Origin of the sequence: Pseudomonas sp. KU26590, assembly GCF_026153515.1 — a bacterium.
Classification (GTDB): domain Bacteria; phylum Pseudomonadota; class Gammaproteobacteria; order Pseudomonadales; family Pseudomonadaceae; genus Aquipseudomonas.
The window spans coordinates 5,297,181-5,309,801 of the sequence record NZ_CP110644.1 but is presented as its reverse complement, the minus strand read 5'-3'; the positions used below and the strand labels follow the sequence as shown (position 1 = coordinate 5,309,801).

Here is a 12,621-nt window from a genome sequence, read left to right as displayed (position 1 = left end):
ACGCCTTCAAGCATTGCACGTTAAATCGATTTTGCGGGCTCGGTTCCTTGGGCCCGCCGAGATTGAGCAGGTTTCGCCCAGTTCTCCTCCAGGTTTATGCAGTCCACCAGTTCGCGCAAGCGGCCATGATTACGGCCGCTGAAGGCGAACGCCAGGCGCGTGAGGTGGCTGAACTGCGCTTCGTCATATTCGTCCTGATGACCGTATTGCTGAAATTCGCCGCTTAACCGCAGATCGGCGAACCGGTCCTGCAGGGCGTTCAGCGCCTGTTCGCTCAGGGCGTGGTGCATGCGAATGACGAAGGTGTTCTTCAACCAACGGCTGGAGTGGAAGTTGCTGTAGAAGCGGTTGATCTCGGCGACAGCCTCATCGGCGCTGTACACCAGCTTCATCAGGTTCATGTCCGTGGGCAGAATGTATTTATTCGCCTCCAGTTCGTCCTTGATGAAACTGAGCGCGCCTTCCCAGAACGTACCGCCCGGTGCATCCAGCAGCACGATCGGAACCAGCGGGCTTTTGCCGGTCTGGATCAGTGTCAGCACTTCCAGCGCCTCATCGAGCGTGCCAAACCCGCCCGGGCAGAGCACCAGCGCGTCAGCCTCTTTGACGAAAAACAGCTTACGCGTGAAGAAGAAGTGGAACGGCAGCAGATTGCCGGTGCCATCCACGGTCGCATTGGCGTGCTGCTCGAACGGCAGGGTGATGTTGAAGCCCAGGCTGTGATCCAGACCCGCGCCTTCGTGTGCCGCGGCCATGATCCCGCCACCGGCGCCGGTGATGACCATCAGGTCGGAGGCTGCCAATTGCTTGCCCAATTCACGGGCCAGCGCATAAACAGGATGTTCAAGGGGAGTACGAGCGGAGCCGAACACCGTGACCTTGCGACGGCCTTTGAATCGTTCGAGCACCCGAAAGGCATTTTCCAGCTCGCGCAGCGCTTGCAGGGTGATTTTGGCATTCCAGCGATTCAGGTCGTCCTGGGCCATGCGCAGGACGGTCAGGGTCATGTCGCGGTAGAGCGGAAGATTGGGGCTGTCCGGGGCGACCGAACCGAGGAGTTCTTCGACCTTGCGGGTGAGGTCGTCTCCGTTGCTCTGAAAATGCTGAGACAACGCATCACTGGGTACGTAAGGCATTCACGCTTTCTCCTTCTGCAGAATCATTGACCGTCGCCAGAGGGCGGGATCTCGACGCTTCATGCGTCGGCGTGCGCAGCGCATCCGAAAGACAGGGAAACATCAAATCTGCGCGGCGCCTGATTCTGGACTAATCCATGGTTGGAAAGAGAAAACATTGATGGCAACCGGCGTCACAGGCAACCCTTTCTTGCATGCAAAATGTGATGAGGCTTAACGGGCGCGGCGAAGGGTAAAGCAGGCCCCACGATCAACGATCAGATCAGCACGCGAAAAGTATTGAGTGGCGGGGATTGGAATGGCGCATGTAGCCAGGGAAGGGAGAGCAAAGACTGCGCGTTGAAGAGACTTCGAAACGCGCCGCCCGTAAAGCGGGTTACATCACTTCTTGTGGGCAGGGGGTTTGGCAGCGCAGTCCGCCGCTTTGATTTCCTGAGTCGTGATGAGCTTGTTGGTTTTGTATTCGGTGAACTGGTACCGCAGGATAGCGCCCTTGGCCATCAGTTGACGATAACCGGCGTTGCGGCACACGCTGCCGCCCAGCTGACCGCGGACATCGTCCGGGTTTTCGCGCATCTGGGCCGCCTGGCCAGACTGCACGCTCAAATGGTTGATCAGCATCTTGCCTTCAACGGTGTAGCCTTCGTCGAGGATGTCTTCGTTGATGGCGCGTGGCGTGCCGACACTGCTTTCCTTCGCGACTTTATCAAGCATCTGGCTCAGTTCGTAATCCTGCTTGGACGCCGCGTTGGCGCACAGTGGAGCGACGAGCAAAAGCGTGAGAGTGGGGGCGATGAGGCGCAGCATTGAATTCTCCTGGTGCATGGACGGGTGGTGCAGAGGCAGGCCTTTGGACCTGCGACATCCCGAGGCGTTCACTGCGGGAGTGAGTGCTCTCAAGGCCGGGCAGTATAGGGGAGGAGCCTCGGCGGACACCAGAGAACACGGCGCGTGAGGCAGCGTCTGATAGAATGCCGCGACTTTTCGACCTGCCGGATACCCCTCGTGTCACTGCCTTCTTACCCGTCAATGACCCAGACTGTTTTTCACGAAAATTCTGTCGCACGTCTGAGAGATGAGCGGGAGGAGGAGAGCTCAAAACCTTACCTGGCTCGCGGATCACGTGCGCCAAGGTGCCAATACTGTCGAGTGATCGAAAGCCATTGCCTGTGCAGGTGGCGTCCCAAGGTCGAGGCCCAATCAGGGGTGTGCCTCATCATGACGAAAAAAGAGGTCTTCAAACCCAGCAATACGGGTTGGCTGATTGCAGACGTGATTCAGGATAACCATGCGTTTGTGTGGTCACGTACTGAGGTCGATGAAAAGCTGATTGCATTGCTCACGGATCCGCAGTGGCAACCCTATCTGGTGTTTCCGGGCGAATATGTAGCGGCCGAGCGCGTCACCAACACCGTGACGGTTAACCCGAACAAGAGGCCGCTGTTCGTGCTGATTGACGCTACATGGACTGAAGCAAGGAAGATCTTCCGTAAGAGTGCTTACTTTGACTCCATCCCCATTTTAAGCCTGATCCCCGAAAGGCTTTCACGGTATAAATTAAGACGCTCCACGCGCAGCGAGCATCTCTGTACCGCTGAAGTGGCCGCACTGTGTTTCGATCTGGCCGGCGATGCTGAAGCAGCTTCGGCGTTAAGCTGCTACTTCGATGTGTTCAGTCAGCACTATTTAGGTGCCAAGAATCAGTTGCCCCTCGACTTGCTAAGCGATGCCCATCAAGAGCTCAAGGGTTACATTGAATAGTCACCAGTCATGCCGGCGCTGCGAGCCGCATCAAAACGGCTCGCAATAGAAGGAAGCATGACCTCAGGCGAGGGTTTTCTTCGGCCACAACTGCGCCAGCAGCATCCCGGCCAGCATCAATGCGCAGCCGATATAACCGCGCAGTTGCAAGGCTTCGCCGAGAACCCAGGCGCCGGCGATGGCGGCGAACACGGCCTCCAGCGAAAGGATGATGGCGGCATGGGAAGCAATGGCGTGTTTCTGCGCGACCACTTGCAGCGTGTAGCCCACGCCGACCGCGACGATGCCGCCGTAGAGCAGGGCAGGGCCCGCATCGATGATCGCATTGAGGGCAATCGGTTCGAGGAGGACTGCCAGCAGCAGACTCACCACCGAACAGGTGGCGAACTGTAAAAAGGCCAGCCGGATCGGGTCGTGGCGGCTGGCAAACAAACTGACCAACACCACGTGTCCGCCCCACACGAACGCGCCGATCAGTTGCAGCCAATCCCCCGAGGCAACGTGAAAGTTATCGCCAATACTCAGCAGGCACATGCCGACCACTGCCAGCAGGCAGCCCAGCCAGGTGCCCAGCCCGGTTTTATGCCCGAGCAGCAAACCCAGTAGCGGAACGACAATCACGTACAGACCGGTGATGAAGCCGGCGTTGGTCACGCTGGTAAACAGCAGGCCGACCTGTTGAAGGTTGATGCCCAATGCCAGCGCCAGGCCCATGATGACACCAGCGCGTAACATGCCGCGATTGAGCAAGGGCTCCGGTGTGCGTGCCGTTTTGGCGTTGCGCAGAATCAGTGGCACCAGGCAAAGCGAACCCAGCGCGAACCGCAGACCCGAGAACAGATACGGGCCGATGTGATCCATCCCGGCGGTCTGGGCGACGAAGCCAGTGCCCCAGATCAATGCGGTCAGGAGCATGAGCAAGTCCGCTCGCAGGGCATGGTTTGGCATGTTGGCACTCGTCAGGTCGGGGGGCGCAGACTTTGCCGCAAAGCGTCAGGCTTGACCACCCCGACTTCGCTGGGCATCCTTGGCGCCGCTCACCTACGGTCCCTGTGTCAAGATGTCGCGGGTTGCTACCTTGGGTGTTGAATTCGTCGGCGCTCAGCCATTTACAGGATCATGAAATGCCATACGAAATCCTGATTGCCGACGACCATCCCCTGTTTCGCAGCGCATTGCATCAGGCGTTGAGCCTGGGCCTGGGACCGGACGCAAGGTTGGTCGAGGCCGAGAGCATCGCTGATCTGGAAGCGCGACTGACCGAGAAGTCCGACTGGGATCTGGTCCTGCTGGACCTGAACATGCCCGGCGCTTATGGCTTTTCGGGGCTGGTGCTGTTGCGCGGTCAGTATCCGCAGGTGCCGGTGGTGATGGTGTCTGCCCAGGAAGAGGCGGCGGTCGTGGTCAAGTCCCGCGAATTCGGTGCCAGTGGTTTCATCCCTAAATCCAGTTCCCTGGAAACCATTCAGAAGGCTGTGCGAACGGTGCTGGATGGCGATGTCTGGTGGCCTCCCCAGGTCAACGAAAGCATCAGCGTGTCGCCGGAAGCCAGAGCCGCCAGCCAAGGGCTTGCCAGCCTGACGCCGCAGCAGTTTCGCGTATTGACGATGGTCTGCGAGGGGCTGCTGAACAAGCAGATCGCCTACGAGTTGAGCGTCTCGGAAGCGACGATCAAAGCCCATGTCACGGCGATCTTCCGTAAGCTCAACGTGCGCACCCGAACCCAGGCGGCGTTGCTGCTGCAACAATTGGAATCAATTCCGCAGAGCTGATTCCCCTGGATCAGGCTCAACCCCGGGCTTTGCGCGGCCGACCTTCACACTTTTTTGACCGTTGCCGCACTAGCCTCCACCGCTTTCACTCATCAGTAGTTTTCCTATGACGTCCCCATTCAAAGGCCAGACCGGCCTGAAACGTATCCTCAACGCGTCGGGCTATTCCCTGGACGGCCTGACCGCTGCATTCAAAGGCGAAGCGGCGTTCCGTCAACTGGTGCTGCTCAACGTCGTGTTGATCCCGCTGTCGTTCGTGTTTCACGTCAGCCGAGGCGAGCGCGCGGTCCTGATCGCGGTGTGCCTGTTGGCACTGATCGTCGAACTGCTGAACTCGGCCATCGAGGCCGCGATTGACCGGATTTCCCTCGACCGCCATCCGCTGTCGAAAAACGCCAAAGACATGGGCAGTGCCGCCCAGTTTGTGGCGCTGAGCATGATTGCCGTGGTCTGGGGGCTGATTCTGCTGGGCTGACGGGGTCTGGATTTAGCCGGGCGGCGCGTCAGGCGATGCTCGGCAGCACGATCTCATCGCTGCGGTTTACGCCGGCGGTGAATGAGCGGCAGAGGTCGAGGAATTCGCGGATAGCCGACGTCTGATATTTCTGCTTGTGCCAGATGAAGTAGAACTGCCGCACCAGATCCAGCTCCGGTGTTTCAATGGCCACGAGACTGCCCCGGCGAAAGGCGTCACGCAGGGCCAGACGCGAGATGCAGCCGATCCCCAGCCCGGACTCCACAGCGCGTTTGATCGCCTCGGTGTGTTCCAGCTCCAGCCTCACGTTCAGGCTGTTCAGGTGATGACGCATCGCCTGATCGAAGGTCAGGCGCGTCCCCGAACCCTGCTCGCGCAAAATCCACGCTTCTCGCGTCAGTTCCTCCAGCGACGCCCGGCCCTTTTTGGCCAGCGGATGCTGAGGGGCGCAGAACACCACCAGCTCATCCTCGACCCAGGTCTGCACTTCGATGTCAGGGTGGCTGCAGTCGCCTTCGATCAAGCCCAGATCGATCTCGTAGTGGGCGACCTGCTGAACGATGTTTGCAGTGTTTTGCACGTGCAGCTTCACCTGGCTTTCAGGGTGGCGCTGCATGAAGCTGCCGATCAGCAGCGTGGCGAGATAGTTGCCGATAGTGAGGGTTGCGCCGACCGCCAGCGAACCGAAGCCGGACTTGCCGTTGAGCAGGTCTTCGATCTCCTTGGCCTGATCGAGCAGCGCAACGGCCTGGGGCAACAGCTGCCGGCCGGTCGCATTGAGGCTCAGCCGCTTACCGGCGCGGTCGAACAGCTGGCAACTGGACTGGCGTTCCAGTTCGGTGATGGAAGTACTCGCCGCAGATTGCGACAAGGAGAGCTGCACCGCCGCGCGGGAAACGCTTTCCTGCTGGGCGACGGCGACAAAAACCTGGAGCTGACGGAGAGTAAATCGCATATCTATATAACCGATAACCTATATCTTGATAATTCAGTTAACAGATATTGTGTCTGCCACTAGAATGTCGCGCAATGGCGCATTGACTGGCGCACGTTATTTATCAGGAGCTCCCACGTACCATGAGCAACATGAATCACGAGCGTGTCCTCAGCGTTCATCACTGGAACGACACCCTCTTCAGTTTCAAGTGCACCCGTGATCCTGGCCTGCGCTTCGAGAACGGTCAGTTCGTCATGATCGGTCTGCAGCAGCCAAACGGGCGCCCGCTCATGCGTGCCTACTCCATTGCCAGCCCGAACTGGGAAGAGCATCTGGAGTTCTTCAGCATCAAGGTGCCGGACGGCCCGCTGACCTCGCAGCTGCAGCATCTGAAGGAAGGCGACGAGATCATCATCAGCAAGAAGCCCACTGGCACGCTGGTGCTGGACGACCTCAAGCCAGGCAAGCATCTTTATTTGCTCAGCACCGGTACCGGTCTGGCGCCGTTCATGAGCGTGATTCAGGACCCTGAAACCTACGAGCGTTTCGAGAAGGTCATCCTCTGCCACGGCGTGCGTTACGTGAACGAAGTCGCTTACCGCGAGTTCATCACCGAGCATTTGCCGCAGAACGAGTTCTTCGGCGAGATGCTGCGCGACAAGCTGATTTACTACCCAACCGTGACCCGCGAGCCGTTCGAAAACGAAGGCCGTCTGACCGACCTGATGCGCAGTGGCAAGCTGTTCAGCGACATCGGTCTGCCGCCGATCAACCCGCAGGACGACCGCGCCATGCTGTGCGGCAGTCCGAGCATGCTCGACGAGACCAGCGAAGTGCTCAACAGCTTCGGCCTGACCGTTTCGCCACGCATGCGCGAGCCGGGTGATTACCTGATCGAGCGAGCATTCGTCGAAAAGTAATGTCGAGACGTAACACGGTTCAGATACGACCCAATCGCCGATGAATCATCCTCGCAGCACTGCGAGGGTGACGTCATCGGCGAACAGGTCAGTACAGGCACCCGCGTTTTTGGGGTCTGAAAAAAACCGCCTGGAGGTCACGGACCAGGCGGTTTTTTTGTGGGCGGGCGTCAGTCGTTTATCAACCGGCGGCGGGAACCACTTCCAGCACACAAATGACGCCCGGCTGCGGATAGTGCCAGCGCACGTCCAAGTCCCAGAACTGCGCGCCGTAGCGACGTTCTGGCGTGGGTGTCTGGTAGGCCGGTCGCGGGTCTTGAGCCAGGCACTGCTCGATCAGCTCGATCAGCGGTTCTTCCAGGCGCAGCCCATGTTCTCGAGCCTGAGTCAGCGCCGCTTCGGCCCACTGCACCGGAATCAGCTCCGGCGCGGCGGCGGCCATGCTGTTGCGCGCATCAGCGATCACATCGGCATAAGGCACGTAGGGTTTGACGTCCAGCACCGGTGTGCCGTCCAGCAGGTCGATGCCCGACAACCAGAGGCGCCCGGCTTCGACCCTGTCCAGCTTGACCACCGATTGACCGATGCCGTTGGGTCGATGGGTCGCGCGCGTGGCGAACACGCCCATCGACTGATTGCCGCCCAGACGAGGAGGGCGCACCTTGAGTCGCGGCTTGTCCTCCAGTGCCTGATGAAACAGAAACAGCAGCCAGACATGGCTGACCTGCTCCAGGCCCTGCACGGCGTCACCCTGATCAAAGGGCGCGACCAACTCCAGCACGCCCCGCGCGGCAGGCGCCAGTTGGGGTTGGCGGGGAATGGCGAACTTCTCTTTGAAGCACGAGCGCATGAAGCCGATCGGCGAGACGCTGTAGGCCTGGGTCATCGACGGCGCTTCAGCGCTTAGCCGCGTACGCGCAGGGTCAGGCCGCGCAGGAAGTTGCGCAGCAGCTGGTCGCCGCAGACGCGGTAGTTGGTGTGACCCGCCTTGCGGAACAGGGCGCTGAGTTCAGGCTTGGACACCGGGAACTCGGAGGCCTTGAGGATCGCGTGCATGTCGTCTTCTTTCAGCTCGAAGGCCACACGCAGCTTTTTCAGGACGATGTTGTTGGTGATCGGCAGCTCGACAGGCAGCGGCGGGCGGCTCTCGTCCTTGCCACGCTTGAAGAACACCAGGCCGTCGAGGAAATGCGCCATGACTTCGTCGCTGCACGGCACGAAGCCTTCTTCTTCGTCTTTCTTCATGTAGGTGGCGACATCGGCCTTGGTCGCGTCGAACCCGCCGAGCTTGATGATATCGACCACTTTGGCGTCGTTGATATCAAGCATGTAACGGATGCTGCGCAGTACATCGTTGTTCATCATGGTGCGTGTATTTCCTGGAGATTCGCAGATGAGCGCACGCGAGACTGGATGCGGCGCTCAGAAAGGGGATTCAGAATTTTTCTTTGTCGGTCATGTAGCGCCACTGGCCTTCCGGCACTTTGCCGATGGACACGCCGCCGATACGAATGCGCCGCACGGACACGACCTTCAGGCCCACTGCCTCGCACAGCTGGGCAACGACGCCGGGCTGCGGGTTTTTCATGGCGAAGCGCAGGCGGTTTTCGTTCTGCCAGCTGGCTTTGACCTTCGGCAGTTCCTTGCCTTTGTAGGTCATGCCGTGGTTCAGGCGATTGAGGCCGTGGGCAACCATGTCGCCCGAGATCTCGACCACGTATTCCTGCTCGATCTTGCTGCGGTCGTCGGTGAGTTTGCGCAGGATTTTCCAGTCCTGGCTGAACACCATCAGGCCGCTGGCATTGGCTTGCAGCGTGGAAATCGATTCCAGGCGAAGAAAGTGACCTTTGAGCGGACGTCGGCCGATGCTGTGGTCTGCCGACAATGTGCCGGGCGTGATCAGCGCCAGGGCGCTTTCAGGGGCCATGCCGGCCGGAGCGTTGAATAGAATCGTGACGGTTTCAGGCGTATCGGCTTTCGCTTCCGCGTTCAGCACCACCGTCTGGTTTTCGACCTTGAACTGAGGCTCGTCGACGACAACGCCGTCCACCGTGACCCAGCCGCCTTCGATGAACAGCTCGGCTTCGCGACGAGAGCAACCGACCAGCTCGATCAGGCGTTTGGAAAGGCGAATGGGGTCAGTCATGAGAAAAGCCGTAACAAAATGGAAAGGCGCCTATTGTACCCGCGCAGGCACCGTTAATCGCGGTCACATTGAAATTGGCGGGTGAATAAGCCTCCACTCCATGGATTTTTCCGGGAGCGACGCAGGTCTGCTCTCTATTCCTACATTGTCTGGAGCGAATTCATGACCAAATGGCTACCCGCACTGCTGATGACTGTCAGCCTGCCGCTGCTCGCTGCGCAAACTCCCTCCTATGGACCGCAGCTGGAAGGCTTCCAGTACCCGTTCCCGGCGCAGAATTTCAGTTTCGACTCCCAGGGCGCGTCGGTGCAGATGGGGTACATGGACATCAAGCCGACCGGCGCTGCCAATGGTCGCAGCGTCGTGTTGCTGCATGGCAAGAACTTCTGCGGTGCCACATGGGAAGGGACCATCAAGGCGCTGACGGGCGCGGGCTATCGGGTGGTCGCGCCGGATCAGATCGGCTTCTGCCGCTCCAGCAAACCGGCGGATTATAAATACACCTTTGAACAACTGGCGCAGAACACCAAAGCGCTGCTGACCCAACTGGGCATCGATCACGTCACCGTGGTCGGGCATTCCATGGGCGGCATGCTGGCGACGCGCTTTGCGCTGATGTACCCCGAGCAAGTGGATCAACTGCTGCTGGTCAACCCGATCGGTCTGGAAGACTGGAAAGCCAAAGGCGTGCCGGATCGCAGCTTCGACGACTGGTATGCCCGGGAGCTGAAGACCAGCGCCGAGAGCATTCGCAAGTATCAGCAGTCGACCTATTACGCCAACGAATGGCGGCCCGAGTTCGATCACTGGGTCAACATGCAGGCCGGGATGTTCACCGGCAAGGGCAAGGAGGAGGTGGCTCGGGCGTCCGCGCAGACCTACGGGATGATCTTCAATCAGCCGGTGTTCTACGACTTCGAGAAACTGAAGATGCCGACCGTGTTGTTGATCGGGCAGAAGGACAATACCGCTATTGCCAAAGACGCAGCGCCCGAGGCATTGCGCAAGACGCTGGGCAATTACCCGGAGCTGGGCAAGGCCGCCGCCAAGCGCATTCCGCAGGCGACACTGGTGGAGTTCGCAGGGTTGGGTCATGCGCCGCAGATTCAGGATCCGCAGCAGTTCAACAAGGTGCTGCTGGAAAGTCTGAAGCGCTGATGCACACCTGAACTGCACATGCAGTCTGTAGGAGCCGGCTTGCTGGCGAATGCGTTGTGTCAGGCGCTGACGGGTGCCGACGGATTGGGTTCGCCAGCAAGCCGGCTCCTACAGTCCGAACCTCTCTCTGGCCCGGTTCAGGCGTCACGGTCCCGATTTCACCCGCATCCGCAATATCGGATGCGGTCGCCCGAGCCCGTCCAGCTCGGTCCTCCCCACCACTTCAAAACCCTGTTTTTCATAAAAGCCCAGCGCCTGTGCGTTCTGCTCGTTCACGTCCAGCTCGGTGATCTGGAAATGATCGAGCGCGTAGTCCAGCAGTTTCTTGCCCAGGCCCATGCCGCGGTGGTCAGGGGTGATGAACAACATTTCCAGCTTGCCAGGAGAGGTGCCGGCGAAACCGGTGATGCGCAGGTGCGAATCGCGGGTGCAGAACAGGTTCACGGCGCCCAGGTATTGGGTTTCCAGCAGATGCCGGAGCAGCGTGATGTAGTTCTCGGGTAGAAAATCATGTGTCGCGCGCACGGACGCTTCCCAGACCCGGGTGAGTTCGGCGAAGTCGTGCTGCCTGGGCAGATAGATGACCGAGTGCTGGGTCATGTTGCCGCTGCTCCCTGGGTAGTGATCATGATGTGGACGATAGCCAGAAAAAACAAACCCCGCCGTTTTACGGGCAGGGCTGTTGGAAGTGGAGCGGCTGTCGAGCCGGAGATTGAGCGTTAGATCGGCTCAGCCCACAGGTCGTACTCATCGGCATCCACGACGCGGCACATGACCTTGTCGCCTGGCTTGAAGTCACGGTCGCTTTCGACGAACACGTTGCCGTCGATTTCCGGCGCGTCGAAGAACGAACGACCCACGAACCCCTGCTCGTCCACTTCGTCGATCAGCACTTCGATTTCCTTGCCGATTTTCATCTGCAGGCGCGCGGCGCTGATGGCTTGCTGGTGCGCCATGAAGCGGTCCCAGCGATCCTGCTTGATGTCATCCGGTACGATCGGTGCGTCCAGCAGATTCGCTGGCGCGCCTTCGACAGGGGAGTACTGGAAGCAACCGACGCGATCAAGCTGCGCTTCAGTCAGCCAGTCCAGCAGGTACTGGAAATCTTCTTCGGTTTCGCCCGGGAAGCCGACGATGAAGGTCGAACGGATGATCAGGTCCGGGCACTGCTCGCGCCAGTTCTTGATGCGCGCCAAGGTCTTGTCTTCGAAGGCCGGGCGTTTCATCAGCTTGAGGATCTTCGGGCTGGCGTGCTGGAACGGGATGTCCAGGTACGGCAGGATCTTGCCCGCCGCCATCAACGGAATGATCTCGTCGACGTGCGGGTACGGGTAAACGTAGTGCAGGCGCACCCACACACCCAGCGAACTCAGCGCCTGGCACAGCTCGGTCATGCGCGTGCGGACCGGCTGACCGTTCCAGAAACCGGTGCGGTACTTGATGTCGACGCCGTAGGCGCTGGTGTCCTGGGAAATCACCAGCAGTTCTTTCACGCCGGCCTTGACCAGGCGCTGGGCTTCGTCGAGCACGTCGCCAATCGGGCGGCTGACCAGCTTGCCGCGCATGGACGGGATGATGCAGAAGCTGCAGCTGTGGTTGCAGCCTTCGGAAATCTTCAGGTAGGCGTAATGACGCGGGGTCAGTTTGACCCCTTGCGGCGGTACCAGATCAATCAGCGGGTTGTGATTGAGGTTCGGCGGCGCAGCATCGTGAACGGCGTTGACCACTTGCTCGTACTGCTGGGGACCGGTGACGGCCAGCACGCTCGGGTGCACGGCACGAATTACGCTTTCGTCCACGCCCATGCAACCGGTGACGATCACTTTGCCGTTTTCGGCTAGCGCTTCGCCAATGGTCTCAAGGGATTCAGCCTTGGCGCTGTCGATGAAACCGCAGGTGTTGACCACGACCACGTCAGCGTCCTGGTAGGTCGGCACGACCTGATAGCCTTCCATGCGCAGCTGGGTCAGGATGCGCTCTGAATCGACCAGAGCCTTCGGGCAACCGAGGCTGACAAAGCCGACCTTCGGGGCGGCAGACGTGGTGACGGTGGACATTGACTAACCTCGGCGTAGGATGCCCGGCGCTTGGCCGAGGCATTGACTGGGCGCTTGGGGCGCCTCTGATCAAAAAGTGCGCAATTCTAGCGGCGCGTCGAACGATTGACCAGTGTTATACAGAGAATTACGACGAGTGCTGCGCTATGCTTCGCGGCGTTACGCCCGGCACCCCAAGTTGGCCGGGCGCATCGGAATTTACCGGTGCGGTGTGGATCAATCCGACAACACCGGATCGCGGTGCTCGAGTCACGGTTTC

14 protein-coding genes are annotated in these 12,621 nt (G+C 59.7%); 5 read left to right on the top strand and 9 right to left on the bottom strand.

Annotated features, from left to right (window positions below; translation table 11 throughout):
* Positions 1-20: 20 nt before the first annotated feature.
* Together OKW98_RS23615 and OKW98_RS23610 are read right to left on the bottom strand one after the other, a co-directional pair.
* Positions 21-1,136 (bottom strand): LOG family protein, encoded by a 1,116-nt coding sequence (locus tag OKW98_RS23615; protein WP_265386897.1) that lies wholly within the window; start codon positions 1,134-1,136, stop codon positions 21-23.
* A 381-nt stretch (positions 1,137-1,517) separates the two neighbouring features.
* Complete coding sequence (locus tag OKW98_RS23610; protein WP_065989783.1) at positions 1,518-1,943, bottom strand: quorum-sensing-regulated virulence factor family protein; 426 nt, start codon at positions 1,941-1,943, stop codon at positions 1,518-1,520.
* Positions 1,944-2,165: 222 nt separating this feature from the next.
* Between OKW98_RS23610 and OKW98_RS23605 the strand changes: the two genes are divergently transcribed.
* Entirely contained in the window at positions 2,166-2,897 is a 732-nt protein-coding gene (locus OKW98_RS23605) for a tRNA-uridine aminocarboxypropyltransferase (protein WP_265389822.1), read from the top strand.
* Between the two features lie 63 nt (positions 2,898-2,960).
* Here OKW98_RS23605 and OKW98_RS23600 read toward each other — a convergent pair whose 3' ends face one another.
* Complete coding sequence (locus tag OKW98_RS23600; RefSeq protein ID WP_265386896.1) at positions 2,961-3,845, bottom strand: DMT family transporter; 885 nt, start codon at positions 3,843-3,845, stop codon at positions 2,961-2,963.
* Positions 3,846-4,021: 176 nt separating this feature from the next.
* Here OKW98_RS23600 and erdR point away from each other — a divergent pair, with 176 nt between their 5' ends.
* Together erdR and OKW98_RS23590 are read left to right on the top strand one after the other, a co-directional pair.
* Positions 4,022-4,669 carry a response regulator transcription factor ErdR gene (gene erdR / locus OKW98_RS23595; RefSeq protein WP_265386895.1) on the top strand — a complete coding sequence of 216 codons (648 nt, stop codon included), beginning with the start codon at positions 4,022-4,024 and terminating at the stop codon, positions 4,667-4,669.
* Positions 4,670-4,775: 106 nt separating this feature from the next.
* Complete coding sequence (locus OKW98_RS23590) at positions 4,776-5,144, top strand: diacylglycerol kinase (protein ID WP_265386894.1); 369 nt, start codon at positions 4,776-4,778, stop codon at positions 5,142-5,144.
* Between the two features lie 28 nt (positions 5,145-5,172).
* Here OKW98_RS23590 and OKW98_RS23585 read toward each other — a convergent pair whose 3' ends face one another.
* Complete coding sequence (locus OKW98_RS23585; RefSeq protein ID WP_265386893.1) at positions 5,173-6,099, bottom strand: LysR family transcriptional regulator; 927 nt, start codon at positions 6,097-6,099, stop codon at positions 5,173-5,175.
* 122 nt (positions 6,100-6,221) lie between these two features.
* Here OKW98_RS23585 and fpr point away from each other — a divergent pair, with 122 nt between their 5' ends.
* Positions 6,222-7,001: a ferredoxin-NADP reductase gene (fpr, locus tag OKW98_RS23580; protein WP_065989778.1), complete on the top strand. Its 780-nt coding sequence runs from the start codon at positions 6,222-6,224 to the stop codon at positions 6,999-7,001.
* A gap of 181 nt (positions 7,002-7,182) precedes the next feature.
* On the opposite strand, the gene tsaA is transcribed toward fpr, so the two are convergent.
* The 3 genes from tsaA to OKW98_RS23565 all read right to left on the bottom strand — a co-directional run bounded on the left by tsaA (position 7,183) and on the right by OKW98_RS23565 (position 9,147).
* Complete coding sequence (gene tsaA / locus OKW98_RS23575) at positions 7,183-7,887, bottom strand: tRNA (N6-threonylcarbamoyladenosine(37)-N6)-methyltransferase TrmO (RefSeq protein WP_265386892.1); 705 nt, start codon at positions 7,885-7,887, stop codon at positions 7,183-7,185.
* 17 nt (positions 7,888-7,904) lie between these two features.
* The gene (locus tag OKW98_RS23570; protein ID WP_265386891.1) at positions 7,905-8,366 is read right to left on the bottom strand and encodes a DUF1456 family protein; all 462 of its coding nucleotides are present in this window, start codon (positions 8,364-8,366) and stop codon (positions 7,905-7,907) included.
* 70 nt (positions 8,367-8,436) lie between these two features.
* On the bottom strand, positions 8,437-9,147 hold the full coding sequence (locus OKW98_RS23565; protein ID WP_265386890.1) for an rRNA pseudouridine synthase: 711 nt from the start codon (positions 9,145-9,147) through the stop codon (positions 8,437-8,439).
* Between the two features lie 162 nt (positions 9,148-9,309).
* On the opposite strand from OKW98_RS23565, the gene OKW98_RS23560 reads away from it, so the two are divergent.
* Complete coding sequence (locus OKW98_RS23560; protein WP_265386889.1) at positions 9,310-10,305, top strand: alpha/beta fold hydrolase; 996 nt, start codon at positions 9,310-9,312, stop codon at positions 10,303-10,305.
* A 144-nt stretch (positions 10,306-10,449) separates the two neighbouring features.
* On the opposite strand, the gene OKW98_RS23555 is transcribed toward OKW98_RS23560, so the two are convergent.
* Both OKW98_RS23555 and rimO read right to left on the bottom strand, forming a co-directional pair.
* Positions 10,450-10,905 (bottom strand): GNAT family N-acetyltransferase, encoded by a 456-nt coding sequence (locus OKW98_RS23555; protein WP_265386888.1) that lies wholly within the window; start codon positions 10,903-10,905, stop codon positions 10,450-10,452.
* 119 nt (positions 10,906-11,024) lie between these two features.
* The gene (gene rimO, locus OKW98_RS23550) at positions 11,025-12,362 is read right to left on the bottom strand and encodes a 30S ribosomal protein S12 methylthiotransferase RimO (RefSeq protein WP_265386887.1); all 1,338 of its coding nucleotides are present in this window, start codon (positions 12,360-12,362) and stop codon (positions 11,025-11,027) included.
* Between the last annotated feature and the right edge of the window lie 259 nt (positions 12,363-12,621).

Coding starts and splice junctions, on each gene's coding strand:
- OKW98_RS23600 (WP_265386896.1), bottom strand. CDS start 3,845: ATGCCAAACCATGCCCTGCGAGCGGACTTGCTCATGCTCCTGACCGCA.
- OKW98_RS23555 (WP_265386888.1), bottom strand. CDS start 10,905: ATGACCCAGCACTCGGTCATCTATCTGCCCAGGCAGCACGACTTCGCC.
- OKW98_RS23590 (WP_265386894.1), top strand. CDS start 4,776: ATGACGTCCCCATTCAAAGGCCAGACCGGCCTGAAACGTATCCTCAAC.
- OKW98_RS23615 (WP_265386897.1), bottom strand. CDS start 1,136: ATGCCTTACGTACCCAGTGATGCGTTGTCTCAGCATTTTCAGAGCAAC.
- fpr (WP_065989778.1), top strand. CDS start 6,222: ATGAGCAACATGAATCACGAGCGTGTCCTCAGCGTTCATCACTGGAAC.
- OKW98_RS23570 (WP_265386891.1), bottom strand. CDS start 8,366: ATGATGAACAACGATGTACTGCGCAGCATCCGTTACATGCTTGATATC.
- OKW98_RS23585 (WP_265386893.1), bottom strand. CDS start 6,099: ATGCGATTTACTCTCCGTCAGCTCCAGGTTTTTGTCGCCGTCGCCCAG.
- OKW98_RS23610 (WP_065989783.1), bottom strand. CDS start 1,943: ATGCTGCGCCTCATCGCCCCCACTCTCACGCTTTTGCTCGTCGCTCCA.
- OKW98_RS23565 (WP_265386890.1), bottom strand. CDS start 9,147: ATGACTGACCCCATTCGCCTTTCCAAACGCCTGATCGAGCTGGTCGGT.
- OKW98_RS23605 (WP_265389822.1), top strand. CDS start 2,166: ATGACCCAGACTGTTTTTCACGAAAATTCTGTCGCACGTCTGAGAGAT.
- rimO (WP_265386887.1), bottom strand. CDS start 12,362: ATGTCCACCGTCACCACGTCTGCCGCCCCGAAGGTCGGCTTTGTCAGC.
- erdR (WP_265386895.1), top strand. CDS start 4,022: ATGCCATACGAAATCCTGATTGCCGACGACCATCCCCTGTTTCGCAGC.
- tsaA (WP_265386892.1), bottom strand. CDS start 7,887: ATGACCCAGGCCTACAGCGTCTCGCCGATCGGCTTCATGCGCTCGTGC.
- OKW98_RS23560 (WP_265386889.1), top strand. CDS start 9,310: ATGACCAAATGGCTACCCGCACTGCTGATGACTGTCAGCCTGCCGCTG.